The 26415-nt window shown below is 61.8% G+C and carries 19 protein-coding genes; 7 read left to right on the top strand and 12 right to left on the bottom strand.

Annotated elements, in window-relative coordinates; genetic code table 11:
* Positions 1-133 precede the first annotated feature (133 nt).
* Complete coding sequence (locus I2F59_RS05555) at positions 134-2269, top strand: YgiQ family radical SAM protein (protein ID WP_271755786.1); 2136 nt, start codon at positions 134-136, stop codon at positions 2267-2269.
* Here the strand turns inward: I2F59_RS05555 and I2F59_RS05550 are convergent.
* From I2F59_RS05550 to I2F59_RS05495, 12 genes are all read right to left on the bottom strand, one after another.
* Positions 2266-3177, bottom strand: coding sequence for a CPBP family intramembrane glutamic endopeptidase (locus tag I2F59_RS05550; RefSeq protein WP_195503513.1), 912 nt, complete (start codon positions 3175-3177; stop codon positions 2266-2268). The two genes, I2F59_RS05555 and I2F59_RS05550, sit on opposite strands and share 4 nt — an antisense overlap.
* Before the next feature lie 23 nt (positions 3178-3200).
* The gene (locus tag I2F59_RS05545) at positions 3201-3422 is read right to left on the bottom strand and encodes a type II toxin-antitoxin system RelB/DinJ family antitoxin (protein ID WP_161144799.1); all 222 of its coding nucleotides are present in this window, start codon (positions 3420-3422) and stop codon (positions 3201-3203) included.
* Between the two features lie 215 nt (positions 3423-3637).
* Positions 3638-5014, bottom strand: coding sequence for an ATP-binding cassette domain-containing protein (locus I2F59_RS05540; protein WP_195503512.1), 1377 nt, complete (start codon positions 5012-5014; stop codon positions 3638-3640).
* Between the two features lie 3 nt (positions 5015-5017).
* Positions 5018-6073 (bottom strand): ABC transporter substrate-binding protein, encoded by a 1056-nt coding sequence (locus I2F59_RS05535; RefSeq protein ID WP_195503511.1) that lies wholly within the window; start codon positions 6071-6073, stop codon positions 5018-5020.
* Between the two features lie 2 nt (positions 6074-6075).
* Positions 6076-7887 (bottom strand): [FeFe] hydrogenase, group A, encoded by a 1812-nt coding sequence (locus I2F59_RS05530; protein WP_229065358.1) that lies wholly within the window; start codon positions 7885-7887, stop codon positions 6076-6078.
* Entirely contained in the window at positions 7881-9713 is a 1833-nt protein-coding gene (locus tag I2F59_RS05525) for an NAD(P)-binding protein (RefSeq protein WP_195503510.1), read from the bottom strand. The genes I2F59_RS05530 and I2F59_RS05525 overlap by 7 nt, the downstream gene beginning before the upstream one ends.
* A 256-nt stretch (positions 9714-9969) precedes the next feature.
* A complete protein-coding gene (locus I2F59_RS05520) occupies positions 9970-11352 on the bottom strand; it encodes a 6-phospho-alpha-glucosidase (RefSeq protein WP_117769499.1) in 1383 nt (460 codons plus the stop codon).
* Positions 11353-11355: 3 nt separating this feature from the next.
* Positions 11356-12972 (bottom strand): PTS transporter subunit EIIC, encoded by a 1617-nt coding sequence (locus I2F59_RS05515; protein WP_117769497.1) that lies wholly within the window; start codon positions 12970-12972, stop codon positions 11356-11358.
* Between the two features lie 99 nt (positions 12973-13071).
* The gene (locus tag I2F59_RS10050) at positions 13072-13926 is read right to left on the bottom strand and encodes a PRD domain-containing protein (protein WP_271755783.1); all 855 of its coding nucleotides are present in this window, start codon (positions 13924-13926) and stop codon (positions 13072-13074) included.
* Positions 13927-13944: 18 nt separating this feature from the next.
* Positions 13945-14457 (bottom strand): PTS sugar transporter subunit IIA, encoded by a 513-nt coding sequence (locus tag I2F59_RS05505; protein ID WP_022094316.1) that lies wholly within the window; start codon positions 14455-14457, stop codon positions 13945-13947.
* A 343-nt stretch (positions 14458-14800) separates the two neighbouring features.
* Positions 14801-15562 (bottom strand): EFR1 family ferrodoxin, encoded by a 762-nt coding sequence (locus tag I2F59_RS05500; protein WP_195503509.1) that lies wholly within the window; start codon positions 15560-15562, stop codon positions 14801-14803.
* 621 nt (positions 15563-16183) lie between these two features.
* A complete protein-coding gene (locus tag I2F59_RS05495; protein WP_195503508.1) occupies positions 16184-18394 on the bottom strand; it encodes a DEAD/DEAH box helicase in 2211 nt (736 codons plus the stop codon).
* 588 nt (positions 18395-18982) lie between these two features.
* On the opposite strand from I2F59_RS05495, the gene I2F59_RS05490 reads away from it, so the two are divergent.
* From I2F59_RS05490 to I2F59_RS05465, 6 genes are all read left to right on the top strand, one after another.
* Positions 18983-20008 (top strand): FHA domain-containing protein, encoded by a 1026-nt coding sequence (locus I2F59_RS05490; RefSeq protein ID WP_195503507.1) that lies wholly within the window; start codon positions 18983-18985, stop codon positions 20006-20008.
* Positions 20009-20117: 109 nt separating this feature from the next.
* Positions 20118-22202 (top strand): protein kinase domain-containing protein, encoded by a 2085-nt coding sequence (locus I2F59_RS05485; RefSeq protein WP_195503506.1) that lies wholly within the window; start codon positions 20118-20120, stop codon positions 22200-22202.
* A gap of 337 nt (positions 22203-22539) precedes the next feature.
* Entirely contained in the window at positions 22540-24879 is a 2340-nt protein-coding gene (locus I2F59_RS05480; protein ID WP_195503505.1) for a heavy metal translocating P-type ATPase, read from the top strand.
* 147 nt (positions 24880-25026) lie between these two features.
* Complete coding sequence (locus I2F59_RS05475; RefSeq protein ID WP_195503504.1) at positions 25027-25248, top strand: heavy-metal-associated domain-containing protein; 222 nt, start codon at positions 25027-25029, stop codon at positions 25246-25248.
* A gap of 187 nt (positions 25249-25435) precedes the next feature.
* The gene (locus I2F59_RS05470; RefSeq protein ID WP_229065357.1) at positions 25436-25705 is read left to right on the top strand and encodes a metal-sensing transcriptional repressor; all 270 of its coding nucleotides are present in this window, start codon (positions 25436-25438) and stop codon (positions 25703-25705) included.
* A 112-nt stretch (positions 25706-25817) separates the two neighbouring features.
* A complete protein-coding gene (locus I2F59_RS05465) occupies positions 25818-26291 on the top strand; it encodes a hypothetical protein (protein WP_195503502.1) in 474 nt (157 codons plus the stop codon).
* The last annotated feature ends 124 nt before the right edge of the window (positions 26292-26415 follow it).

Below are 26415 nucleotides of genomic sequence, written 5' to 3'. Positions count from 1 at the left end.
CCAAGCGGGGGCGCCAGGCGCCCGGATGCGTCATGCCGAAATGGCGCGAAGCACGCGGTTGACAAAACTATAGAGACACGTCCCAAAAAGACTGGTTACAATTACGTGCAGCATACAAACACCGGGAGGGATCGTGGCAAAAAAGCCTCAGCACGCTCAGAACAACCAGCGCAGTCAGCAGGGCAAACAGGGCCAGCAGCAAAAGCGCGGCGGTAAGGCCCAGAGCGGCCACACCACTCATGCCCCGGCAGCGCCTGTCCGCCCCTGGCGCCCGGGCCGCGATAAGTTCCTCCCTGTCAGCCGCGCCGACATGGATGCGCGCGGTTGGGACCAGTGCGACTTTGTCTACATCTGCGGCGACGCCTACGTGGACCACCCCAGCTTTGGCATGGCCATTATCAGCCGCGTCCTCGACGCGCACGGCTACAAGGTGGGCATCATCTGCCAGCCCGACTGGACCGACCCCGCCAGCATCAGCGTGCTCGGCGAGCCGCGCCTGGGCTTTTTGGTCAGCGCCGGTAACATGGACTCCATGGTCAACCACTATTCGGTGACCAAGCACCGCCGCCACACCGATGCCTACACGCCCGGCGGCGAGGAAGGTCACCGCCCCAATCGTGCCGTCACGGTCTACGGCAACCTCATCCGCCAGACGTTTAAGGACGCTCCCATCATTATCGGCGGCATCGAGGCAAGCCTGCGCCGCCTGGCCCACTACGACTACTGGCAGGACAAGCTCAAGCGCTCGGTACTACTCGACTCGGGCGCCGACATCCTCATCTACGGCATGGGCGAGCACGCAATCGTCGAGATCGCCGACGCGCTCGACGCGGGACTGCCCGTCGACCAGATTACCTATATCAATGGCACCGTTTACCGCACGGGTTCGCTCGACGAGGTCTACGACTACGACCTGCTGCCCAGCTGGGACGACCTTACCGCCGACAAGCTCAACTACGCACGCAGCTTCAATGTGCAGCAGCAGAATATGGACCCCATCACCGGACACCGCCTGGTAGAGCCCTACCCCAACAGCGTCTATGTGGTGCAGAACCCGCCATCGGCGACGCTCACCACCGATGAGATGGACGAGGTAGCCGAGCTCCCCTACGCACGCGATTGGCATCCCGACTACGACGTGGCAGGCGGCGTGCCGGCCTTTGCCGAGATCAAGTTTTCCATTAGCTCCAACCGTGGCTGTTTTGGTGAGTGCTCATTTTGCGCCCTCACCTTCCACCAGGGGCGCGTGCTGCAGATGCGCAGCCACGATTCGATCATGCGCGAGGCCGAGCTGCTCACGCGCGATCCCGAGTTTAAGGGCTACATCAACGACGTGGGCGGACCGACGGCAAACTTTAGCCGCCCTGCCTGCGACAAGCAGCTCAAGCACGGCGTGTGCAAGAACAAGCGCTGCCTGTGGCCGAGCGTGTGCAAGAACATGGTGGTCGACGAGAGCGGCTACACGCAGTTGCTGCGCGACCTGCGCCAGCTGCCGGGCGTCAAGAAGGTCTTCGTCCGCAGCGGCATCCGCTTTGACTACACCATGGCCGACGCCTCGGACGAGTTTTTGCGCGAGCTGCTGGAGCACCATGTCTCGGGCCAGCTCCGCGTGGCACCCGAGCACGTGAGCGACGCGGTGCTGAGTGTGATGGGCAAGCCGAGCCGAGCCGTCTACGACGCGTTCTGCCGTAAATTTGAACGCCTGAACCGCGAATACGGACTCAAGCAGTACGTGGTGCCGTATCTGATCTCGAGCCACCCCGGCTCGACCATGAAGGAAGCCGTGGACCTTGCCGAAGCCGTGCGCGACATGGGCTACATGCCCGAGCAGGTGCAGGACTTCTACCCCACACCGTCCACCATGTCGACGTGCATGTACTACACCGGCGTGGATCCGCGCACCATGGAGCCGATCTATGTGGCGCGCGACCCGCACGAGAAGGCCATGCAACGCGCGCTCATCCAGTATCGCAAACCCGAGAACTACAAGCTCGTGCGCGAGGCACTGGAAAAGGCCGGGCGTCGTGACCTGATCGGCTACACCAAGCATTGTCTGATTCGCCCCGTGCCACCACGCCCGGGCGAGACATCGGCCAGCGGCGGGCATGGCACCGGCAAGAAGGGCGGCAAGGCCCACGGTGGCGCCGCCGGCAAGGGACCCAAGGGCAGCAAGGGCCACAGCGGCATGTCGCGTGCGCAGAACACCGCAGGCCGCAACCGCGCGGCCCAGGGGCGTCAGGGTGCCAACGGAGGCGGTCGCCGCAACTAGGGCAGCGGTGCGTTCGCTGCATCCACCCCACACGCGTGGCGCAGCGAACGCATTGCCTCAACGAGGATGACGCCGGCGATAGCGACCGTAATTGCCACATCGAGCGGCGTGTTCACAAACCAGAGCAACGTCATGAGATACGACCCGGCATTAAAGGCAAAGTGCAGCAGGATCGTGTAGCGGAGCTTTCCGGTCGTCACGAGCACCCAACCAAAGATGAGGCCGGCGGCACCCGCGTAGCAACCCTGCACCCAATTCATGTGCATAAAACCGAAGATTGCCGCCTGCAGCACAATCGCCGCGGCAATACCCCACGTACTTGGGGCCGCCCAGGGCACCATGGCGCCGTCCTGCGCGCTCGCACGACGCCGGCGCTTCCAAAGTGGGCGGCACTGCGGATTAAACGCTCGGAGCGAAAACTCAAAAATAATGCCGCGCACCAGCAGCTCTTCACAAAATGGGGCGCCGAGCACCGTAGTCAGGACGGCGAGATAGCTGGTGTCGCCCATGCCTGTTTCCTCGATAAGCTCGCTGTAGTCGGCCGCGGCCTCGGGCAACAGCGACAGCGCGGCGTCGGTCACGTAACCAACGACCACCTGCAGGGCAAGGCCAATCACGATAACGCAGGCGATGCGTTTCCACGCCCCACGCGCTCCCCCGCCGAGCGGGTGCTCGCTTTGCCGGCGTGCCATAAACGAACGCGGCCACAGATAACGCCACCACAGCAGCGCCATCAAAAACGACGCCATCTGCGCGGCAGCCTGAAGCAATTGAATGTCGAGGTCATCGATCGAAAAACCCATGAACACTGACGCGACGCCCAGAGCGGAAAACAAAACCACGCTCAGGGCAATATCGGCAGCGACGACGCCAAAACAGGCAAGCGCCCAAATCATCGCATTGAGCATGCCGACCTCCTCCCGACGACTAGTCATTGGGGACGTTCTTCAACGACTAGCTGTTGAGGACACTCTTTGCCAAAGGCCCCGTTGGGCGAGATGTCAAACGGAAAGGTGCCGCAGCGATTGAACGCGGCGATAAACATGCGGATGGCGTTGGACGGCGTGGTGCCCACGAGCTGAGTTGCCGCCGCGAAGGCTGCCTTCTCCTCGGGCAAGACCTTCGCGACTACGGGGGTCATGTGTTCTGCCATGGCGCTTCCTTTTTGAAACGACGGTAGTGCGGATAGATGCGGGCCACGCGGCTGGGCGACGGGCTGTGAAGGCAACCCGATTGGCCCGCATCCGGAGTTTGTTTCTGCGGCGTTGGTATTACTTGGTATTCCTAAGTATTACCCCGCAGATAGAATACCACACCCGACCCCATGGGAACGGAGGAAAACGAATCATTTTGTAGCTGAGTTAGTATTTAGAGCGTGATGATGTCCGAGATATCGAGGGCCTGAGCGTCGGCGACATCGTGCGTGGCGAGCAAGAGCATGCGGCCGTCGAGCAGGTCGAGCACGACCTCGGCGCATGCGTCGCGTGCGGCGGTATCTAGACCGGTAAAGGGCTCGTCCAGAATAACGGCGCCGCCCGGGCACAGCAGGACTCGAGCGATCTCGACGCGACGGCGCTGCCCGCCCGAAAGCTCGGCCACGCGAGCATGCACGTCGATCCCTGGCACCAGCAGGCGCAGCAATGCCGCGGCGCTCGAAGCATCCACGCGCGCATCGGCGCACACCAACACGTTATCCAGCGCCGAGGCGGATTCGACCAAGCGTGCATCCTGAAACACCATCGAGCACGGCGCGGACTCCCCCGCCGCTAGCGCAAGCAGCGTCGACTTGCCCGCACCCGAAGTACCCATCACACAGATACGCCCGCCCGCGGGCACGTTGAGCGCCAGACCGTCCAGTGCCGGAGCCCACGGCGCGCGATCGCCCACGGCAAGCGCAAGCTCCGCCGCAGCGCCATCGCTCGCAGCCCCCGCACGCCCGCGCAGTCCATGCCCATGCGCCCGCACGGCCGCGCGCCACGCCACGGGCCCCGAAACCCGCAGAAGCCACACCAGCACGCGCTCACACGCCCACGAGGCGGCAACGACCAACACGGTCCACGCCAGCAGATCAGCCGTCTCAATCAAAAGCTTTGCCTGATAGATGCGCTCACCCACGGTGCCCACCGCCATGCCGATCAGCTCGGCTGCCACGCCGGCCTTCCAGCTCATGCCGATCACGGCGCGGGCGCACGAAAGCACAAACGGCAGCACCTCGCGCCAGGTATGGACGCAAAACAGGCGCCAGCCGCGCACGCCATGCAGACGGAACATCTGCTCCAGCGGTTTATCCACTTGTGCCAAGCCCTCGGCCAGCGAAAAATACACGCCCGGCAGCGCCATCAAAAAGACCGCGGCGATGCTCACGCGCGCCGACCCCAACCAAATGAGCAGCAGGACCACCACGCAGGCAACCGGTGTCGCCTTAACAAACGAAAGCGCAGGCGCCACCAAGCGGGCAAACGTCAGCGACCGCACCGAGGCTCCCGCCATCACGACGCCGCACACCGCGGCAAGCGCCAGCCCGCCCAAGATACGCGCACCCGAGCCTGCCAGAATCGCCCATGTGCCGGCATCGCATACCAGTCGTAGCAACGCCACCACGACAGCGCCCGGCCCCGGCAAAATCAACGGCTGCGCCACGAGACCCGCCACCAGCACCCACACGGCAAGCCAAAAGGCGGCAACGGCACCTGCTGCCGCCACCGCCTTCATACGCTCTGCCATTTGTCGAGCAAACGCACGCACGGGCTACTCCATGTAGTAGAAATCGTCAGCCGGGAGCTTGCCGCCCACGGCGCTCGCGTCCGCATCGGCCAGCACCTGCAGGTACCCACCGAGCGCCGCCTTCATATCCCTCCCCGTCTGGCACACGAGCATGCACCCGGGAATCGCTTTTTCGGCAATCGCGGCGTTATCCACGATACCCGCATCGACCACGGCCTGAGCCCAGTCCGACGGCGCCGCGTTCACGTCCTCAACGCTCGCAGCATGGCAGCTCAGGAATTCCGCCACGGCCTCGGGATGCTCCTCGGCAAAGGCCCGACGCACCACGGTCACGCCCGTCAGCAAACGGGAGCCCGTGTCGCCCGCCAGCTCATCCCACACATCGGTCAGACTCACCGGCGCCGACAGCTTGCCTTCGCTCTTTGCGATGGCAGCGGTCTTGAACGGCTCGGGCAGCACGCCCACGGCAGACGGATCGGCAAGCAGCACCGAGAGCACCTCGGTGGGCTCGCTCTTAAACTCAAGCGCCACCTGGCCGGTCAGGCCCGCGCGCTCCAACAGGTAGTTCATGACGTACTCCGGCGTGGTGCCCTTGCCCGTCATATAGACAGTATGGCCCGCCAGATCGCCAAACAAAGTAACGTCCGCGTTACCCGTCACCACGTTCAGCACGCCCAGCGTGTTGATGTCGATGACCTGCACCGCACCCTCAGTCTTGTTGTAGAGTACGCTCGCCACGTTGGCGGGCACCAGGGCGATATCGATATCGTCCTGAATGACCTTGGGCACAATCTCATCGGCGGCAGTATTGATCGCAAAGTCGAACTCATTGTCCGTCTCGCCATCGGCTGCCCGGTCCATAAACTGCACCAGACCAATCGAGGTCGGCCCCTTGAGCGAGGCGACGCGCACCTCGACCGGCTCTGCAGCAGCACCGGCGCCGTCCGTGGCAGCCGAGCCCGCGGCGGACCCGGCACCGGCAGCCCCGCCGCCACAGCCCGCGAGTGCAAGCGACAGCGCACCCGCGGCAAGCGCCGAGGCAAACCCCCGGCGCGACAGCTCAAAATCAAACGCGCGCATCGCTAGCACGTCCCCTCGTTAGGCATCGTCCAAGCGTGATGGTCGGTATGCAGCAACTCCTCGGCCAGCGGCGAGAGCGGCTCGCCCAAGAACTCGCGGTAGCACGCCTGGACATCGGGATTCTCGTGCGAGAAGCGAATGTCCGCAGCGGCATCCAGGCCCCACAGCACCTGACCGCGCTCGGCTGCCAGCTCGCAGCCGTCGTGGATGGGCTGACCGCCGCCGCCGACGCAGCCGCCCGGGCACGCCATGACCTCAACGAAGTCATAGTTCACGCGGCCGTCGCGAATCGCGTCGAGCAGGCGGGCGGCGTTGCCCAGCCCGTGTGCCACGGCGACGCGCACCTTGGTGCCATCGATATCGGCCACGGCCTCCTTCCAGCCGTCCAGGCCGCGCACATCGGTAAAGAATTCCGCGTCGGGGTTCTTGCCCGTCACCAGGTAATAGGCCGAGCGCACGGCGGCCTCCATCACACCGCCCGTGGCGCCAAAGATCACACCCGCACCCGTGCCAAAGCCCAGCGGCGTATCGAGCGGCTCCTCAACCAGCGTATCCACGCTCACGTGGCTCGCGCGGATCATGCGCACCATCTCGCGCACCGTCAGCGCAACGTCCACGTCGGGCGTGCCGTCCTCGCCCACCATGCTCGGCAGCGCGCACTCGGCCTTCTTGGCCGTGCACGGCATAACGGACACCACAAACAGGCGCTCGGGCTCCACGCCCAGCACCTTGGCGTAGTAGGTCTTGGCGATGGCGCCGAACATCTGCTGCGGCGACTTTGACGTGGAGAGCCTGTCGACAAACTCCGGATAGCGCGCCTTCACAAAGCGCACCCAACTCGGGCAGCAGCTCGTAAACATGGGCCAGCCGTGGCTGTCGCCTTCGCCCTTAGCGGCGGCGCCCAGGCGCTCGAGCAGCTCAGAGCCCTCCTCCATAATGGTGAGGTCGGCCGAGAAATCAGTATCGAACACGTACTCAAAGCCAACGCGGCGCAGCGCGCACGCCAGGCGCTCGACGGTAGCCTCCTCGCGCGGAATGCCGAGCTCCTCGCCCCAGGCGCTACGCACGGCCGGCGCAATCTGCACCAGCACGATCTCGTCAGGATCGGCGAGAGCGTCGAACACGGTCTCGGTATCGTCGCGCTCGCGCAGGGCGCCCGTCGGGCAATGCGTGATGCACTGACCGCACGCGACGCAATCGGTCTTGCCGATCGGCGCACGCCCACGGGTGCCCACGGCGGTATGCGTGGCGCGGTTGGTCAGATCCCAAATCCCTAAACCCTGCACGCTCTCGCACACCTTGATGCAGCGCATGCATTTGATGCACTTGTCGTTATCGCGGATGATGGGGAAATCGAAATCCCAGCCCTCGCGCGCCAGGTGCTGCTCGTACGGCAGATAGAAGATGCCCAGGTCGTTGGCGATGGTCTGCAGGTTGCAGTTACCACTGCGCACGCAGCTCGTACAGCGCGAGTCGTGCTGGGACAGCAGCAGCTGCACGTTGGTGCGACGCGCCTCGCGGGCCTTGGGGCTGTTAGTGTGGACCACCATGCCGTCGAGCACGTAGTTGTTGCAGGCGGCAACCAGCTGGTCGCAGCCCTCAACCTCGACCACGCACACGCGGCAACCGCCGATCTCGTTTAGATCGCGCAGGTAGCACAGGGTGGGAATCTGGATGCCGGCGGACTTGGCCGCGTCCAGGATCGTGGTGTGCTCGGGTACCATGACCTCGCAATTATCGATAGTGAGCTTGACCATGTTGAGTGCTCCGCTTTCGGTGTTGTCGCTGACAGTGGGGTTGTTGGGCTCTACCATTCCAGGTTCCTCCCTCCGCGGAACGCGCCAAAGCCAAAGTGGTCGCAACGCAGGCAGCGGCTTGCCTCCTGGCGTGCCTCCTCCTCGGTAAGGCCCTGCTCGACCAGATTCCAATCGTGGATGCGCTCGCCGGCCTCGCGCTCGCCCAGCTCGCAGCGGCCGCACTCGTGCTTGCCCTTAAACTGCACGGTCGGCAGCTCAACGTCGAGCTTGATCTTGTTGTCAAAACCCAGATAGCGGTCGATATTTGCCGAAGCAACGCGGCCGGCGTTGATGGCCCGGATGACGGTGGCGGGACCAGTCTGGCAGTCGCCGCCACTAAAGAGGCCATCGAAGTTAGGCACGGCGCCATCCGAATCGGTGACGACGCAGCCCCACTTGCAGGCAACGCCCATCTCCTCAAACGGCTTGGAATCGATGTCCTGGCCAATGGCCACAAACACGCGCTCGCAGGGAATGACGCGCTCGGACGTAGCGGCGGCACGCGGGGCCGGACGCCCACGACGGGGCTCGCCGATAATCTGCGGCTGCACGCGCAGACCGCTCACGCGACCTTCCTCGCCCATCTCGATAGCGAGCGGTGCGGTGAGCTCAAGAACCTCGCAGCCCTCGGCCTGGGCGCCGGCAATCTCGGCATCCTGCGCCGTCATGTCGCAGATGCGACGGCGGTAGACGATGCTTACTTTTTCGGCGCCGCAACGCACGGCAGAGCGAGCCACGTCCATGGCCACGTTGCCGCCGCCGATGACGCACACGCGCTGGCCGCTCAGGTCGGGCAGCTCGTCGTCGCCGATGGCGCGCAGCATCTTGACGGCCGACTCCACACCGAGCGCCTCTTCGCCCGGAAGGCCGAGCTTCTTATCACTGTGGGCACCAATGGCCAGGTAGACGGCATCGAACTCGTCGCGCAGGCGGGCAAGTTCCTCGCCATTGACGGAGTGGTCGAGTTCCACGTCGATGCCGGCGCTCAAAATCCAGTCGATCTCGGCCTGCAGGCGCTCGCGCGGCAGACGGTAGCTGGGAATGCCATAGCGCAGCATGCCGCCCAGGTGGTGACGCTGCTCAAAGATCGTCACCTTATGGCCCATCACGGCCAGGTAGTAGGCGCAGGAAAGGCCGGCCGGGCCGCCGCCAATCACGGCGATGCGCTTGCCGGTGTTGTCAGCCACGCTGGGCTTGTAATCATTGAGGTCGCTGTGCTCAACGGCAAAACGCTTGAGGGCGAGGATGTTCATGGGATCGTCGACCATGCCGCGACGGCAGTGCATCTCGCAGGGATGCTCGCACACCAAACCGCAGACGAGCGGCAGCGGGTTGTTCTTGCGGATGACCTTGACGGCATCGGCATAGCGGCCGGCCTCGACGAGCGAAATGTAACCGGGAATGTCGACGTGCGCCGGGCAGCCCGAGACGCACGGGACGCGGGCCTCGCGGTCAAAGCCACAGGAGTGCTCGCGGATGTGGTGTTCAAAATCGTCGCGAAAACCGCGGATAGCCGTAAGCGCCATGGCACCGGCCTCGTAACCGATGGCGCAGTCGCTCGAAAGATAGATGGTGCGGGCAGTGCGCTCAATCAAGTTGAGCGTGGACTCGTCGGCGCGGCCCTCGAGCACATCGGCGAGCAGGTCGCTCAGCGCGCTCAGGCCCACGCGGCAGGGCGTGCACTTGCCGCAGCTCTGGGTGGAGCACAGGTTGACGAGCGCCGCCGTAAACTCGACGGGGCACGGGGCGAGCGAACTCACCGCCAGACGACGTCCGAGTGCATCGTGCAGGTCGTCCATGACGGCCTGAGCGTGGCTGCGTTCCATTACGTGCAGTCGAGCCATAAGATCCCCTCTCACATGGCAGCCCGGAGGCGAGGCCGGGCGAAATTGCTACACGCACAACACTGACCTAAAAAGTTTTGAGGTCTCCATACGGTTCGGCAGGCGGTATAAAATGTCACCCTCAGCGGTGAAATAGAACATTACCGCAGATAAATGCCATATTTGATAAAACGCGTTACCAAACGACAATGCCCCGCCCACGCAATCACGTGGGCGGGGCATTGCTTCAGGCATGCGGCCAGCGACCCTGTTGCTTTTACTTAAGCTCGGGCCAGTAACCCTTGTTGGCCTCGATCATGTCGTCGAGAACCTCCTTGGCGACCTTCATCGACGGCACGGTCTTGTTGAGCGTAAAGGCCTTGAGCGCCTTCTCGTACGAACCCTCGATCGTAGCCTCGACAATGAGCTTCTCGGAGTTCAGCTGCTGCATCATGAGGCCCTGCTGGAACAGCGGAATGTTGTCGCGGCTGATGACCTCGGGGCCGTTCTTGCCAATGTAGGCAGGCAGCTCGACCATAGCGTCGTAGGGCATGTTGGGGATGGCGCCCTTGTTCTCGCAAATGACCAGGAAGCGCTGCTTGGTGTCGTTCTTCAGAGCGATAGCCAGATCGGCAATCCAGTCGCCGTGGCTGCCCGCATAGAACGTGCTCTCGTCGATCTCGCCCGTCTTCTCGTAATGGTCGATACCATCAAAGAGGTTCTTCTCACGCGTCTCCTCAACCTCGTTAGCACGGGTGCGCTCGGGGTTGGAGTGCTCGACGAACTCCTTCTGCTGCAGGTAGTAGTTCAGATACGTGTTGGGCAGGTACTCCGGGAAGCACTCCATGATCTCGTACTCGCCCTTCCAGACGTAGTACCAGCTGCCCTTGGTGTGGCGGTTCTGCTCGGGGTGCTCGTCGACGGCCTCCTCGGGCTTCTTTGCCATGAGCGAGCCCATGCCCTTGAGGTAAGAGTCGGGCAGCAGAATCTCATGCTCCTTGATGTACTCGCGCAGCTGCGGGAGCACCTCCTCGCCCTTGTGGCGGATCGAGGTGAACCAACCAAAGTGGTTGAGGCCAAAGTAATCGTACTCGACATCCTTCTTGTCGATATCGAGCGCGGCGCAAACCACGTCGATGATCGCGATCGGCATGTCGCAGATGTTGATGATGCGAGCGTTGGGACGCAGCACGCGGCAGCCCTCGGAGACGATGGCGGCAGGGTTGGAGTAGTTGAGAATCCAGTAGTCCTTCTTGGCGTACTTCTCAACGTCATCGATCAGCTCGACCATGGGGAAGATGGTGCGCATGCCGTAGGCAAGGCCGCCGCAACCGCAAGTCTCCTGACCCACGCAGCCGTGACGCAGCGGAATCTTCTCGTCCTGCTCGCGCATGGCGTAGCCGCCCACGCGCATCTGGGCAAACACGAAGCTCGCGTCGGTAAAAGCCGTCTTTTTGTCGGTGGTCACCGTGAGCTTGATGTCCAGGCCGAGGTCCTCGTGCAAAATCCAGTCCACGAGCACGCCGATCTTGCGCTGGCGCTCCTCGTTGATGTCGTACAGACGAATCTCGTCAACGTCGAGCTCGTCCTTGCGCAGGGCGATGGACTTGACGATGCCGGGGGTAAAGGTGGATCCGCCACCACACAGAGTAATGATCATTGTTTACTGCTCCTTCTCAATTGCGTTTTCGACCTTGTCGCGCATCTCGGCGACCTTCATGCCAAAGATGATCTGGATATTATTGCCGTTGCGGTTAATGCCGCTGTTGGGCACGTGGTTGATGAGGTCCTCATTGATGAGGTCCGGGTTCTTAACGTTCACGCGGAGACGCGTAAAGCAGTTCTCGAGCTCCTCGATGTTGTCCTTGCCACCAAGACCTGCAACCAGGTCGGCAATGCCCGCATCGACGCCCTCTGCGGGAGCCGCGGCAACAGCGCCCTGCTTCACCGCGACAGACGCGGCGGCCTCGCCCTCGGCAACGGACTCGGCGAGCTCGGACTCCTCCTCGCGACCAGGCGTGTGGAGGTTGAGCTTCTTGATGAGGAAGGTGAAGAGGAAGAAGTACAGAGCGGCGTTAACGACTCCAAGCACCAGCATAACCGGCCAGTTGGTCTTGTCGACACCGAGGACCAGGTTGGAAACCACGATGTTGATGATGCCGCCTGCAGTCGAAGCGGGCACGGAGAGGACCTTGAGCAGGACCAGGAAGATGCCGGAAAGAACCGAGTGAACGACAAAGAGCACGGGAGCGGCAAAGACAAAGAGGAAGTCCATGGGCTCGGTGACACAGGAGAGCACGGCGGTGATGATCAGCGGGATGATAACGGCCTTGGTCTTATCCTTGTTCCCCTTGTAAGCGGTGACGATAAAGGCGAGACCGATACCGATGTAGGGCCACAGGTTGTTGAAGGTGTAGCTGTTGAAGTAGGTGCTATCGGAGAAGGGCTGGCCCGTCATTGCCATCTCGGCGACACGGATGGGGTAGGCACCGGCGATAACCTGATCGCCCAGCGTCAGGGTGCCACCCACATCGGAGAACTGGAACGGGGTGTAGATGAGGTGGTGCAGACCGGTGGGAACGAGCAGCTTGTTGAGCATGCCGTAGATAAAGAGGCCGATGTTGCCCGACTCCTTAATGATGCCGGCAACTGAGGAGATGGCACCCTGAACCGGAGGCCAAACGATGCAGAAGCCAGCGCCCATGATCCAGGAGATGATGATCATGATCAGGAACGGGAAGCGAACGCCCGAGAACATCGAAAGGGCAATGGGGAACTGCTTGTTCGAGTACTTGTTGAACACGGCACCGGTGATGCAACCGAGAATAATGCCGCCGAACACGCCGGTATCGAGCACCTGAATGCCCATAACGGTGGCCTGGCCGGTTCCGGTAAGACCGAGCATGCCGCTCGCATCGGCAAGAGAGCCGGTGGCGTTGAGCACGATGTTGTTAGCCTGCAGGAACAGGAAGAACGACATCAGGGCAATCAGCGAAGCATGGCCCTTGTTCTTCTTTGCCATGGCGCCGGCGATGCCCACGCAGAACAGAATCGAGAGGTTGTTGATGATAAACATCAGCGACTGATAGACAACGGCGCCCACAAGCTGGAACGGACCGGAGCCCAGTACGGGGACCAAAGCGCAGATGGTCTTGTTGGTCAGAATGATGCCCACGATGAGCAGGATGCCGGCAACCGAGAGATACATCATCGGCTGAACGATCGACTTCGCGAACACCTCCAACGGCGCTTTGAAATTGAACTTCTTTTTTGCGGTCATAGCGGTACTCCCCTTCCTTTTCCGCAAATTAAGACAGATGTGCCCTGGACAAGACCGTGAGCCTTGCCTTATATCAATCGATGTGTGGGCACGTTATGCCTAGAGACCAGGTTCTCCAAGCAGGTTAACAATGTGATATGCGAGATAACTCTTCTCAGCATCGGTAACGACAACGTTATAGGTAGACGACAAGTGGGCGGCTATGGCGTCCGCGCACGAGAATGCGCAGGGATACGCCGTTTCATCGATTCGGAACAGCGCGTCTCCGTTGATTTGCCCTGCCGTAGGATCGAGCGCTCGCTGTGCGAAAAACTGCAGGTGACGAACGAAACGTTCGTAAGGCAGCGAGGTGTCATCGAGGGTCGTAGCATAGCGCTCGGAAACAATCGCGAGCACGTCGCGAACAAGCTGGACCGAAACAATCAAACGGTCGGAGCGTTGCGGCATGGTGGCGTTGACGATATGCAAGGTAATGAAACCCTGCTCTTCTTCGCTCATCTGGATGCCCATATACTCCTTGATAATCTGCAGCGCACGGCCCGCAAGTGCATACTCCTTGCGATAGAACTGCTGGATCTCGAGCAGCAACGGATTCTCACAGGAGACGCCCTTGCGCTCGCGCTCCAAAGCAAGGCTGATATGGTCTGCGAGAGCAATGAGAATCTTGTCGTTGATATCAACATTGAGCTCTCGACGGAGCATCTGAACAATGTCCTCGGCAATCACGAGGTTGACGGTGGGGATGGACTCCAAAAGATGTGCCAAGCGGTCAATCGTACGCGAGTCCTGAGAAGTTCCCTCCTGCAACGCGTAGGTCTTTTCGATCGACGCCTCGTCGATGGCATCGCCGGCATGACGGCCAAAGCAGAGGCCTCGACCGATGACGATGAGCTCGGAGCCATCGTCCGAAGTGACCATTGCGACGTTGTTGTTAAAAACTCGCTTGATAACCACGGTACCCACCACAAAAATTTACTCGGAAAGCCAGATGACAGGCTCTTTAGCAGCAACAGGGCCGGAAGCATGCTCACGAAGAGTCGAGTTCTCCGAGCGCTCGCACACGATAACGAAGACCGTGGGATCGAAGCCGGCGGCGCGGACCGCGTCGAAATCGACCTCGACGAGGGGCTGGCCCGCGTCGACATGGTCACCCTGGGCAACAAGCGCGTGGAAGCCCTTGCCCTCAAGCTTAACAGTATCGATTCCGATATGCAGCATCACCTGAGCAGAGCTGTCGTCGGACATGATGCCCAGCGCGTGCTCAGTCGGAAACAGCGCCGCGACGGTGCCGGAAACAGGAGCGCACACCGTTCCCTCTTGGGGAACCACGGCAACGCCATCGCCCACGGCACGGCTGCTAAAAGCAGGGTCATTGGTATTTTCCAGATGAACAAGCTCGCCGGAAACGGGAGCGAGGATTTCGAACTCGGAAGCCGCAGTCGTCTGCTCATCCGAACCGCCCATCAGGCGAGAAAAGAAACCCATGGTGGCATGTCCCTTCATAAATATAGCCCAACCAAAATCAATCGAATGCGCCCCTTGAGACGCACGCGATCAAAGACTTTGGTTAGGCCCACGTCCAAGGGACTCGGTAACCTTCCGCATTTCTTTTCACTGAGGTTTTTGTAGACAAGCCCAAAGCCGGAACAATCATTATGACCGGCGAACGGTATTTTTTCTCCGATAAACGGTATTTATGCGGCACTTAGGGACGTTCCTTTTCTGCCGGCACCCAGGGACACTCCTCGCTCTGGTGCATTGGGGTCAGGTTACTTTGCACCAACTTGGTGCAGATTAACCTGACCCCAATGCACCAATCTCGCTTGCGTTAGATGAAGATCTCACATTCCCTGCGCTCGACGCAAGCCTTGCTCAGCATCTGGGTAACGGCGGCAAGTTTGTTAGGGTCAAGTTTGCGGGCATTCTGCGGGCATACGGAGACGCAACGCATGCAGGAGATGCACGCCTCGCCATCCACCTGCCTTGGATCGTCCTTGTCGATAGCTCGAACAGGGCACAACGCAGCGCAAGCACCGCAGGAGACGCAATCCTCCGTTGCATGGGGCACCATACTGTGGCCTCCAGCTTGCTTATAAGGACGATTGCCGGGAATAGAGGGCTCGGACGCATCCTCAGCCAACAGCTTTTGCTGAATTTGCTGAGCAAACTCAGCAAGCTGCGCCGCATCCTGCGCATCCGGACGACCGGCAGCAAACTGTCGCGCAATGGAATGTTCTGCAATGGCCGCAACTGCCGCGATCACCCGGAATCCCGCATGCTTCGCAACGTCCTCCAGCTCTACGAGCGTGTCCTCAAACGCGCGGTTTCCGTAGACGCACACCAGAACGGCCCGCGCTCCGTTGCCGTGAACCATGCCCAACCGGTCAGCCACCACAGCCGGGATTCTACCGGCATACGCCGGCACAGAGATTACGGCCACGTCGTCCTCAGTCATCGAGACAGCGCTGAAATCTAGCCCGCTATCGGTCAGATCGACGGTAACGGTATTCTTGTCCAGTGCCCCGGCCACAAGGCCAGACACCTTCTGCGTTCCACCCGTCGGACTAAACACAATTTCGAATACGCTCATCGAGACACCCTCCCCCTACGTCTGGCAACGCGTCAAGCCGTTTTCACATCCAGCCAGAGTATACGGCACGTGGGATCCCCATTTTGGTGCATCAAGCACCCCAATGCACCAACCCTACGCTGTCTGCCTCTTCGTTTTGTATAAATTACGGTACAGATTGTATATATTTACGGGATACCGCCGTGTTCTCCCGAGGTACCCCATCCTGGCCCGTGCAAAAAACGGAGTATTCTGCAACGTGACCGCGCCAGCAATACCCCGAGCGGGCAAACCTTTAGGGCGCTGCGTCATTTTGGGTTCCGACATGGCGAGAATGACGCGCCCCTGCTCCGGAAAACGACGAAATCTGACTCAGAACGCTCGCTAGGGATATCCGAAAGCCACCGTTGGCGACGTCAAATCATATGCAGACAACTCGAACTGCAGAATACTCCAAAAAATGCACGGCGCACCCCATGGGACCCATTGCCGCATGGTAGGAAACAGGCCCACGGCATCCTCTAGATGCATTCCCGAGGAAATCACATTTGAACTAGCGATCGGATACGGCAAACAAAAAGGGCCCCGAGCGTAGTTGCTCGGGGCCCTTGGTTCACCTCGCTCTAGCGGGCGATGCGTATGTTACTTGCGCTTGCCGCCGCCGTCGCCGGGGCGACGGGAGCTGCCACCGCGCTTGCCGCCACGGCTGTTGCCGTAGCTGCCACGGTTATCGCGACCGCCGGCACGGCCGCCACGGGAGCCGGCCTGGTTGCCGCCACGACCACCACGATAGCCGCCGCGACGCTCTTCGCGGGTATCGTCGTAGTTGCGCCAGTCATCGCGACGATCGCGGCTGGCACGCGGGTCACGACGATCACGCGACTCGTTAGAACGACCAGCGCCGCCGCGGCCGCCATTGCCGCGAGCACCCTCGCGACGCTCGCCGCCGCGGCTACCGCGCTCTTCAAAGCGCTTGCCGCCACGGGACTCACCGCCACGGGCAGTACGCTCACCGCGACCCTCGCCGCCGCGACGCTCATCACGGCCGCCGCGCTCGTCATCACGACCGGAACGCCGGCGGTCGCCCTCGCGCTCAACACGGCGACGACCGCCGCGGTCCTCGTCCTCGCGGCGACGGCGATGCGCCTCGCCCTGGAACTGCTTGGCACGGCGCTCGGCACGGTTGCCGCGCGGGGCCTGCTCGACGGCAGCAGCGCCGCCGCGCTCCTCAGCAGCAACCTCGCGGGCCACGCTCTCCACGGCCTCGTCCACGCGAGCCTGAACGCCCTCGCGCACGCGGGTCTTGCCGCCGCGCTTGGGACGGCTCGGACGCTCGCCATCGCCGCGACGCTCGTCGCGACCGCGGTTGGAACGACCAGCCACATCGCCGTAATCGTCGCCGTTGCGCTTGCCGTCGCGACGCGCCTGCTCAAGCTTCTTCTTGCTCTTGGACTTGCCGCGCTTGGTCTTCTTCTTGACCTTAAAGGCCGCAGGGTCGCGCTCGGGGTCAACCGCGGGCGGGTTAGGACCCACGTGCAGGTCGCCGGCCTCGTAGATGTCGGCGGTCTTGTCCATGAGCTTCTCGATCTCGTAGAACTCGTCCACGTCCTGCTCGGTCACAAACGTGATGGCCCAGCCCAGCTCGCCGGCGCGGCCCGTACGGCCAATACGGTGGATGTAGTCGGTCGGCTCGGCCGGCACGTCAAAGTTCACGACGTAGCGCACGTCGCTAATGTCGATGCCGCGGGCAAGCACGTCGGTCGCCACCAACACGTCGACGGTACCGTCGCGGAAGGCCGAAAGCGCACGCTCGCGCTGGGCCTGACTGCGGTTGCCGTGGATCGCGGCGGCCTTGATGCCCTTGCGCTCCAGACGACGGCAGCAGCTGTCGGCACGGTGCTTGGTGCGCATGAAGACGATAGTGCGCTCCGGGCCCTCCTTCTTGAGGAACTCGGGCAGCAGGTTGTTCTTGGCCTCGATGGACACCGGGAACACAAACTGGTCGACGGTGTCGGCGGTCGACGTGGCGGGCGCGATTTCCACGCGAGCCGGGTCGCTCACCAGGTCGGTAATCTCGCCCACGGCCTCCTCGTCGAGAGTCGCCGAGAACAGCAGCGTCTGACGCTCGGCCGGCGTCTCGCGCACAATGCGGCGGACGGCGGGCAAAAAGCCCATGTCGAGCATGCGGTCGGCCTCGTCGAGCACCAGGACCTTAACCTCATCCAGGTGGCAGGCGCCCTGCTCGATCAGATCGACCAGACGGCCCGGCGTGGCGACCAGGATGTCGCAGCCGTACTTGAGGGCAGCGGTCTGGGGCTTGTAGCTCACGCCGCCCACAACGGTCACGGCGACATGGCCGGTGACGTCGGCGATCTTGCTCGCGACCTCGTCGATTTGCTGGGCAAGCTCGCGCGTAGGGGTGATGACGAGCATCACCGGGCCGCGGCCGTTGCCCTCGGGCTTTTTAGCACCGCGACGACGGTTGCGGCCGCCACGCTCGCGCACGGGTTTGGGAGGAGCAATGTGCTCCAGATTGTTCATGGTCGGCAGCAAAAAGGCGGCCGTCTTGCCGGTGCCGGTCTGAGCGGCGGCAAGCAGGTCGCGGCCCTCGAGCACCACGGGGATTGAACCGGCCTGAACGGGCGTCGGCGCCGTGTAGCCCAGGTTCTCGATAGCACGAAGCATCTCGTCGGAAAGGCCCAACTCGTCAAAGGCGGGCAGGCTCTGAGTAGCGGACTCGACGGCCTGGGCGGCATTGGCCTCATCGGCGGCATCGAAGGCAGCCTGGGTCATGGCCTCGCAGGTCTCGTCCAGGATCTCGGCGTCGGTGACGTCGGATACAGAATTACGCATATGTTGTTGTTCCTTATCTGCACGCGCAATGGGCACGGCATGCGGCCGCGCGGGCGTGCTTGGTAGTGCGCTAATACATACAAAAACGGGTGCGCACAGAGAGGACGTTGCTCAGCACGCTGGCGATCGCTTTGGCAGCCCTATCACGCGCCGTCCAGACGCAGCAGCCCTAAGCGATGGAGCAGATTCGCCGCCGGTTAGTATACCCGTGCTTCACATGCCCCCACGTAAACCACAGATGACGAGGCGGACGAGGTGGGCCCGGCTGATTGTCTCAATCTGTAACATCTACAGGGCGAATCTTCCTCTACGTGTTACAGATCGAGACAAACGGTCGACACGGCTCACAAACGTCTCAATCTGTAACAGTTAACGAGTAAAATCGGCCCTAATTGTTATAGATCAAGACAGAGGGGGATTTCCGTCCAGTCCAAACCAAATCTCTCAGTCTTCCTGCAATTTCGAACATGTGGCCTATAATGTTGCTTTGGTTACGCTATATATTGCGCAGCCATTTAATACGTCGCCCACCGGGGGCCATTAATTCCTATCGCCATATTGGCTAGGAAGCAATCAAAGGAGGTATCCGTGGCAGCAGAGACGCCTTGCTCGGTCCTCTATAACGATATTCGCTCGTTCGGCGGTCTTAAACATCTCGAGATCGCCCGAATGCTCATCAATGGAAACTCTTATCTCGGCAGTACCCTGCTCGAGAAATGCTCTTCCAACCGCTCGTATCTCACCCGTTACATCGTCCATCGCAAGCCTGACCAGTGCGCGCCCTCCATCTACAGCGACTTTACCGTCACCACGCTCAACCTTTCCTCGGCAATCTGCAGCAAGCTCGGCGGCGGCGAGTCCGCCTATCGGGCAATCGCCGAGCACTATCGCGGTCCGGCCGCCAACGAAATGATGTCGGCTCTCGCCAGCTACAAGCTGGACAGCCGCCTATATGCAAATGCCCTCAATCGCATCGACAACTTTGACGGCAATGCCGTGCGCGAGAAAAGCACGCTTTACCTTATGCTCTTTGTGGCAACGGGGGCGCTCGCCGATCCCGTTCAGGGCGTGGCCACCGTCGAGCGCTTTTGCGACAGCAAGACGGGCGAGCACTTTGGCACCACCGAAACTACCGTCGGACGTGGCTTTATGAGCAGCCTGGAGCAGCCGCGCACCGTCGCCCCCAACCTCGGTCTGCTCAGAACCCATGCCGACAACTGCGCCGGCATGCAAATCCATCCCCTCACACGCGATCCGCGCGGCACCGTGATTGGTTCTTTGCCCAAAACCTCGCCCAGCATCACCGATGTGGGCGCCGACGCATCGCGCGAGCATCTTCGCATTTGGCTTGAGGGTGAGCACTGGTACGCCCAGGGCCTTGGGTCGACCAACGGCACAGTGCTCGAATCGGGCGCGGGTGACGGCGATATTGTGATTGAGCCGCCGCGCGACCAACGCGAACCCGGCAAAGTCTATCCCCCCCGTGGAAATCGCCAACAGCGACAGGCTCCATCTGGGTCTCTACACGACATTCCTTGTCATTGTGGACTAGCACGGACAGCGATCGGAAGACGGTCGCCGTCCGTCTTTCGTCTTCTACCTTCTGCGTCGTAAACGACAATACTCAGCGGTACACGTGAGCAGTGCGGCTATCATGGTACTTTACCGATATCCGCACTGCTCACGTGTACGCGCGGCAACCCATGCCAGACAAAGGAACGCCATGGATACTACCGATAGCGCCTATGGCGACAAACTCATCCGTCTCGATACGTTCGACACCGCCGTGGCGGTCGACCCCAGTGCCGAGGACGACGCCAAGCGTCGGTTTATGACGCTTATTCTCCAGACGGCCCACCGCAACAACGGCAACATCGGGCACGTGCTTCGCGCGACCAACACAAGCGGCGAGGTCTTTGCCGTCAAGCTACTCAAGGACAACGCCTTTCTCTCTGGCCAAGCCCCCGACCGCTCCGCCGAGCAATCGGCAGCGCACCTGGCCAACACCGCTGCGCTGTTCGAGGAGTACCGTCATCTGTGTACCGTCTCGCACCTGCGCGGATTTCCGCGCGTCTATGGCTACGGATCGTGCGAGGACGACCCGCTCATCCTCATGGAGTGGGTCGAGGGCACCTCACTCAAGCAGGCGCTGCCCCTGCTTCCTCACGACGCCTCGGGCGGGCTGACCACCCAGATGGTCGCCGCCGTCGGAAACGCCGTGCTTCGTGCGCTCTTGATGACCCAAGGCCTCGTGAATCCGGTCATCCATCGCGACCTTTCGCCTGCCAATATCATGTTCCGCACCACCAGCCGAACGCTCGAGCAGCAGATTGCCGATTGCTCCTTTGACCCCTGCCTCATCGACATGGGCTCCGCGACCATGGCTCTCGGCGACGACACGATCACCCGGCGCGCCGACATCTGGCGCTTTGCCACGCCCGCATACGCCGCGCCCGAGATGCTCACGCAGGATATCGAAGGCATCGCGGCCCTTCGCCGTTCGCCGGCAATCGACGTCTATGCGCTTTCGAGCATTCTGTACCAGCTCTACAGCGGTCGCAAACCGTTTGACTTTGAGTCGACGGACGCCGCTGCAACCGGCTCGTTCTATCTCGTAAAGACCAAGACCAAGCCGGCACCGCTCGAGCCGCGCTGCGAGGGCGATGAAGCGCTCGTCAAAATCATCATGAAGGGTCTCTCAGTCGAGCAGTGCGATCGTCCCACCGAGCAGCAGATGCTCGAGGTGCTCTCGGCATACCTCACCGATGCCGAATCCGAGGGCCGCGAAGGCGCGGGCAGTGACGCCGCAATCGACATCGACTCCGGTACACACCTTAAGGTCGACGTCGCCGGCGAGCGCGCGCGAGAGATCCTGGAGCAGGCCCGGCACGATGCCATGACCCGCCGCCGCTTTATTATCGGTGGCGTTGTCGCAGCCGTTGCGGGGCTCGGCGTTATCGGGGCGGCAACCCATGGCTTTGGCATCCCCGACTACCTGGACGGCATCCGCAGCTCACTTGACGACTACACTTGGGATCAGCTGCAGGAGATTTCGCTCAAGATTAAGGCCACCGAGACCCGTAGCGAGGCACGCGAGATTGCCAGGCGCTATCATCTGCTCGATGCCGATGGGCATATCCCCTATCCGTGTACCAAGCGCGTCACGCTCACCAACGGGCTGCAGGTTGGCGCGCAGCTTGTGGGCATTCGCCACGATGAGCTTCTGGACGGGACGGGCAAGGCCGGACTGACGTTTATGTTCGACGCGGGTATTGCCGAGCGCAACGCTGCGGCTGAACCGCCGAGCGCCGGCTGGGCAGATTGCGAGCTGCGGGAATGGCTCAACGGCGACGGCCTTAAGCTGCTGCCCAACGAGTTGCGCGCACTCATTAAAGGGGTCAAGAAGGTCTCGAACAATGTGGGCGCCGCCAACAGCGCATCGTGCCTGAGCGAGTTGCCCGCAACCCTTTGGCTGCCCGCCATGGTCGAGCTGTGCGGTACGCAACCGCCCGATTCGTTTGCCGAGGACTATCACTACCTGGCAGACATCTACAACGGCGAGGGCAAGGAGTATCAGCTCTTCCGCGAGCTCAAGGTGAGCCCGTATTCCACGAACGAGACGATGGTCCGCCAGTGGAAGGGCAAGGACACCTGTTGGTGGGAGCGCACGGTGAGCCCCGACACATCGGAGAGCGAAGGCACGCTCTATATGAACCGCGTGGGGCACGACGGCGACGTCTTTACGTACGCAACGCCTGCGGAAAAGCCAAACAAGCTAACCTGTGTGATCCCCGGGTTCTGTATCTAGGCGGCGGGCGTCTTGCCGTGACGGGACCCCTCCCCGGCAAATGTCTCGATCTGTAACACCAGCTCGGCAGATACAGGTCTAGATGTTACAGAACGAGACAAACCCCAACCCCGCGAGACAACATCTCAATCTGTAACAGTAAGGGGTCAAAAACCTCTCTAGATGTTACAGATCAAGACATTTGAGTTGACCGCGGACGGTCCGCCGACCTGGCTATCACCTCGACCAATACCAGAATGTCATACATTTCAATCTCCACTGGACACCCCCAGGGGGTATGGGTGTATAGTATCGGATGGTTAACATTTCCGACACTACGTCACAGAAAGGAGAAGCCATGGCTCAAGATAAGTTCGACGTGGGTGGCATGACATGCGCCGCCTGCCAGGCGCACGTGGACCGCGCCGTGAGCAAGCTCGACGGCGTCGAGAGCGTCGCGGTCAATCTGCTCGCCAGTTCCATGATGGTCGACTACGACCCCGCGCAGGTCTCCCCCGACGACATCTGCACCGCTGTCGACCGCGCGGGCTACTCGGCCTCGCCCGTCAGCACGGGCACCGACGCTGTCCAAAGCGGAAGTGCGCAAGCCAGGTCCGGCGCCGCCCATATGGAGTCGCCCACCAAAAAGTTGGAGGCCGCCGCCTCTGCCATGCGCACCCGCCTCATCGTCTCGATCGTATTCCTCATCCCACTGTTCTACATAGGCATGGGGCACATGCTCGGCTGGCCGCTGCCCGGCATCTTCACCGACCACACCCACAGCATGACGCTCGCGCTCACCGAGCTCGTCCTGCTCATTCCCATCGTCTACGTCAACGACGCGTACTTTATCAACGGGTTTAAATCGCTCGCGCACGGCGCGCCCACCATGGACGCCCTTATTGCCGTGGGCGCCACCGCCTCCATCGCCTGGTCGCTCTACGCCATGTTCATCATGGCCGACCAGCTAGCCGCAGGTCAGGTGCACGAGGCCATGATGACGAGCATGGACAACCTGTATTTTGAGAGCGCTGGCACCATCCTGTCGCTCGTCACCGTGGGCAAATACCTCGAGACGCGCAGCAAGTCCAAGACCGGCGGCGCTATCGAGGCGCTCATCGACTTAGCACCCAAGACCGCGACCGTCGTGGCAGAGGACGGCAGCGAGGCCACCGTCGACGTCGATGCCATTCTGCCCGGCCAGGTGCTGCGTGTGCGCCCCGGCGAGTCCATCCCTGTCGATGGCGTGGTGCTCGAGGGCAGCTCGGCCGTGGACGAGAGCGCGCTCACCGGCGAGTCCATCCCCGTGGAAAAGACCGCCGGCGACACCGTCAACGCCGCCACTGTCAACCGCACCGGCTCGTTTGCCTTCCGTGCCACACGCGTGGGCGCCGACACGTCGCTCGCCAAGATTATCCAGCTCGTCGAGGACGCCAACGCCACCAAGGCGCCCATCGCCCGCATGGCCGACAAGGTCGCCGGCGTGTTCGTGCCCGTGGTATTCGTGATCTCGGCCATGACCTTCGTGGCGTGGATGGCACTGACCGGTAGCGTGAACGAAGCGCTCACCTCCGCCGTCGCTGTGCTGGTGATCAGCTGTCCGTGCGCATTGGGTCTGGCCACGCCCGTCGCTATTATGGTCGGCACCGGCAAGGGCGCCGAGATGGGCATTCTGTTCAAGAGCGCCGAGGCGCTGGAGAATCTGCGCAGCGTGGGCACCGTGGTGTTCGATAAGACGGGAACGGTCACTCGCGGCAAGCCTGCCGTGACCGATATCGTGGTAGCCACGCGCGCCGACGGATCGCCCGCCATGAGCGAAAAGGCGCTACTCAAGCTGGCCGCCGCGCTGGAGCGCTCAAGCGAACACCCGCTGGCCGAGGCGATTATGGCCGAGTGCGAGACGCGAGGGATTGTCGCGCGCGCCGTCGAGGACTTTGCCGCCGTGCCCGGGCGAGGCGTTACGGCGCGCGAGGGGCAAAACGCCATTGCCGCCGGCAATATGCGCCTGATGAACGAGCTGGGCGCGAAGGTGCCCGCGGGTCTTGCCGAACAGTTCGCCGCCGAGGGCAAGACGCCGCTGTTCTTTGCCAAGAACGGCGAGCTCGCCGGCACCATTGCCGTGGCTGACGAGGTCAAGGAAACGAGTGCCGGAGCCATCGCCGCACTGCGCTCGCTTGGCGTCGACGTGCGCATGCTCACCGGCGACAACCGAGTCACCGCCGAAGCAATCGCCCGCCGCGTGGGGCTGAGCAGCGAACAGGTCATCGCCGACGTCCTCCCCGCCGACAAGGAGCACCACGTACGCGAGCTGCAGGATGCGGGCAGCAAGGTCGCCATGGTGGGCGACGGTATCAATGACTCCCCCGCCCTGGCGCGCGCCGACGTGGGCCTTGCTATCGGCACCGGCGCCGACATCGCCAAGGAGGGGGCAGATGTGGTGCTCATGCGCAGCGATCTCATGGACGTCGCCCGCGCCATCGAACTTTCGCGCGCCACGATTCGCAACATCAAGCAAGACCTGTTCTGGGCGCTGTTCTACAACGGCATCGGCATTCCGCTGGCGGCGGGCGTATTTTTCCCGCTCACCGGATGGCAGCTCTCGCCGATGTTTGGCGCCGCAGCGATGAGCCTGTCGAGCGTCTGCGTCGTGTCCAATGCCCTGCGCTTAAAATCCTTTATGCCTAAAGTGGCAAAATAGGATCACTATTACGTTCATTTAGAACGGGTTTTCCAGGTACCTGAGATTGACCTGAAAGAGGAGCGACGCGTACTTTGGTACGCGAGCGACGGTTTGAAGGTCAAGGTCGGGTGCCTGGGAAAGCCGACACAACAGAGAGGAATACCCATGCGTTACACGATCAAGACTTCCGGCCTCATGTGCGGCCATTGCGATGCCACCGTCGAGACCGCGCTGCTCAACGTGGTCGGCGTGACCGATGCCGACGCCGATCACGAGACCCAGACTGTCCAGGTGGAGTGCACCGACACCATGACCGCCGAGCAGCTCGCCGCCGCCGTCGAGGGAGCGGGCGAGAAGTTCCACGCCCTGTCCGTGACCGCCGCGTAGCAGCTGCCGCACCAACAGGCACCACTGCCGGCTGACATAGCCGCTCAGCAACCGCCACTCAACCAACCCTTCAGAAGTTGCGGTGAAATAGTTCCTGTTTTAGCGCTTCAAGCCTGCAAACAAGAACTATTTCACCGCAACTGACGGGGGCATCCGGAAGATCGACCAGAAACGAGGACCCGACATGATGGCAGACCATAAATCGGTGACCCGTATGCTCAAGACAGCGCGCGGCCAGATCGACGGCATCCTGCGGATGGTCGATGAGGACCGCTACTGCGTCGATATTTCCACGCAGCTCATGGCCACGCAGGCGCTCATCGCGCGCATCAACGCCGATGTGTTGAAGGCGCACATCGAGGGCTGCGTCGCCTCGGCCATCGAATCGGGCGACGAGGAGCTCAAAGCCGCCAAGCTCGCCGAGATAGAGCGCGTCGTCGACAAGCTCGCCAAGTAATTGGTGCATTGGGGACAGGTACGTTTGCACCACCTTGGTGCAGATTAACCTGTCCCCAATGCACCAAAAGGGGTATAAAGGCGTGCAGCATATCGAATGAAAGGCAATTCGCATGAATGACTTTATGAAGGGTCGCAACGGCGCCGATGAGCTCACCATCGTGCTGGGCTTCATAGGAATTATTTTCGCGATGGTCGGATCGATGGCCCACCACCAGTGGCTCAGCTGGATCGCCATCGCCGTAATCGTACTCGGCGTGCTGCGTGGCCTGTCCAAAAACATCGACGCCCGCCGCAAGGAAAATGATGACTTCGTTGCCGCGACTGCCAACGTTCCCTGTCTGGGCAAGTTCGTCGCCAGCCTGGGCGGCGGGACCGCGGCTGCCAACGCCTCGCGTGCGGCCGGCACCAGCAAGGAAGACTTTGAGCGCGCCAAGCGAACGGCCAAGAAGATGTGGAAGGGTCGCAAGACCACGGCGTACCTCAAGTGCCCCAACTGCGGTCAGATGCTGTCCGTCCCCAAGGGCAAGGGCAAGATCCGCGTCACCTGCCCCAAGTGCCACGCCAAGATGGAAACCCGCTCCTAGCGCCCGCACATGGGACAAATGCATCAGAAGTGTTTGTCCTGCATCTTACATATTTGTCGATAAAAAAGCCGAGGCCTCATGTTGAGACCTCGGCTTTTTGCATGGGGCGACAGCATGCGACGGT

It is taken from the genome of Collinsella aerofaciens (assembly GCF_015556945.1).
Lineage (GTDB): Bacteria > Actinomycetota > Coriobacteriia > Coriobacteriales > Coriobacteriaceae > Collinsella > Collinsella aerofaciens_AO.
The sequence above is the reverse complement of the archived record's forward strand: the minus strand, read 5'-3'. Positions and strand labels throughout refer to the sequence as shown.

Excerpts from the sequence above, each read along its gene's own strand:
- I2F59_RS05535 (WP_195503511.1), bottom strand. The coding sequence starts at position 6,073 with ATGCGCGCGTTTGATTTTGAGCTGTCGCGCCGGGGGTTTGCCTCGGCG.
- I2F59_RS05545 (WP_161144799.1), bottom strand. The coding sequence starts at position 3,422 with ATGGCAGAACACATGACCCCCGTAGTCGCGAAGGTCTTGCCCGAGGAG.
- I2F59_RS05495 (WP_195503508.1), bottom strand. The coding sequence starts at position 18,394 with ATGCGTAATTCTGTATCCGACGTCACCGACGCCGAGATCCTGGACGAG.
- I2F59_RS05500 (WP_195503509.1), bottom strand. The coding sequence starts at position 15,562 with ATGAGCGTATTCGAAATTGTGTTTAGTCCGACGGGTGGAACGCAGAAG.
- I2F59_RS05485 (WP_195503506.1), top strand. The coding sequence starts at position 20,118 with ATGGATACTACCGATAGCGCCTATGGCGACAAACTCATCCGTCTCGAT.
- I2F59_RS05550 (WP_195503513.1), bottom strand. The coding sequence starts at position 3,177 with ATGCTCAATGCGATGATTTGGGCGCTTGCCTGTTTTGGCGTCGTCGCT.
- I2F59_RS05525 (WP_195503510.1), bottom strand. The coding sequence starts at position 9,713 with ATGGCTCGACTGCACGTAATGGAACGCAGCCACGCTCAGGCCGTCATG.
- I2F59_RS05520 (WP_117769499.1), bottom strand. The coding sequence starts at position 11,352 with ATGATCATTACTCTGTGTGGTGGCGGATCCACCTTTACCCCCGGCATC.
- I2F59_RS05480 (WP_195503505.1), top strand. The coding sequence starts at position 22,540 with ATGGCTCAAGATAAGTTCGACGTGGGTGGCATGACATGCGCCGCCTGC.
- I2F59_RS05465 (WP_195503502.1), top strand. The coding sequence starts at position 25,818 with ATGAATGACTTTATGAAGGGTCGCAACGGCGCCGATGAGCTCACCATC.
- I2F59_RS05470 (WP_229065357.1), top strand. The coding sequence starts at position 25,436 with ATGGCAGACCATAAATCGGTGACCCGTATGCTCAAGACAGCGCGCGGC.
- I2F59_RS05475 (WP_195503504.1), top strand. The coding sequence starts at position 25,027 with ATGCGTTACACGATCAAGACTTCCGGCCTCATGTGCGGCCATTGCGAT.
- I2F59_RS05505 (WP_022094316.1), bottom strand. The coding sequence starts at position 14,457 with ATGGGTTTCTTTTCTCGCCTGATGGGCGGTTCGGATGAGCAGACGACT.
- I2F59_RS05515 (WP_117769497.1), bottom strand. The coding sequence starts at position 12,972 with ATGACCGCAAAAAAGAAGTTCAATTTCAAAGCGCCGTTGGAGGTGTTC.
- I2F59_RS05530 (WP_229065358.1), bottom strand. The coding sequence starts at position 7,887 with ATGGTAGAGCCCAACAACCCCACTGTCAGCGACAACACCGAAAGCGGA.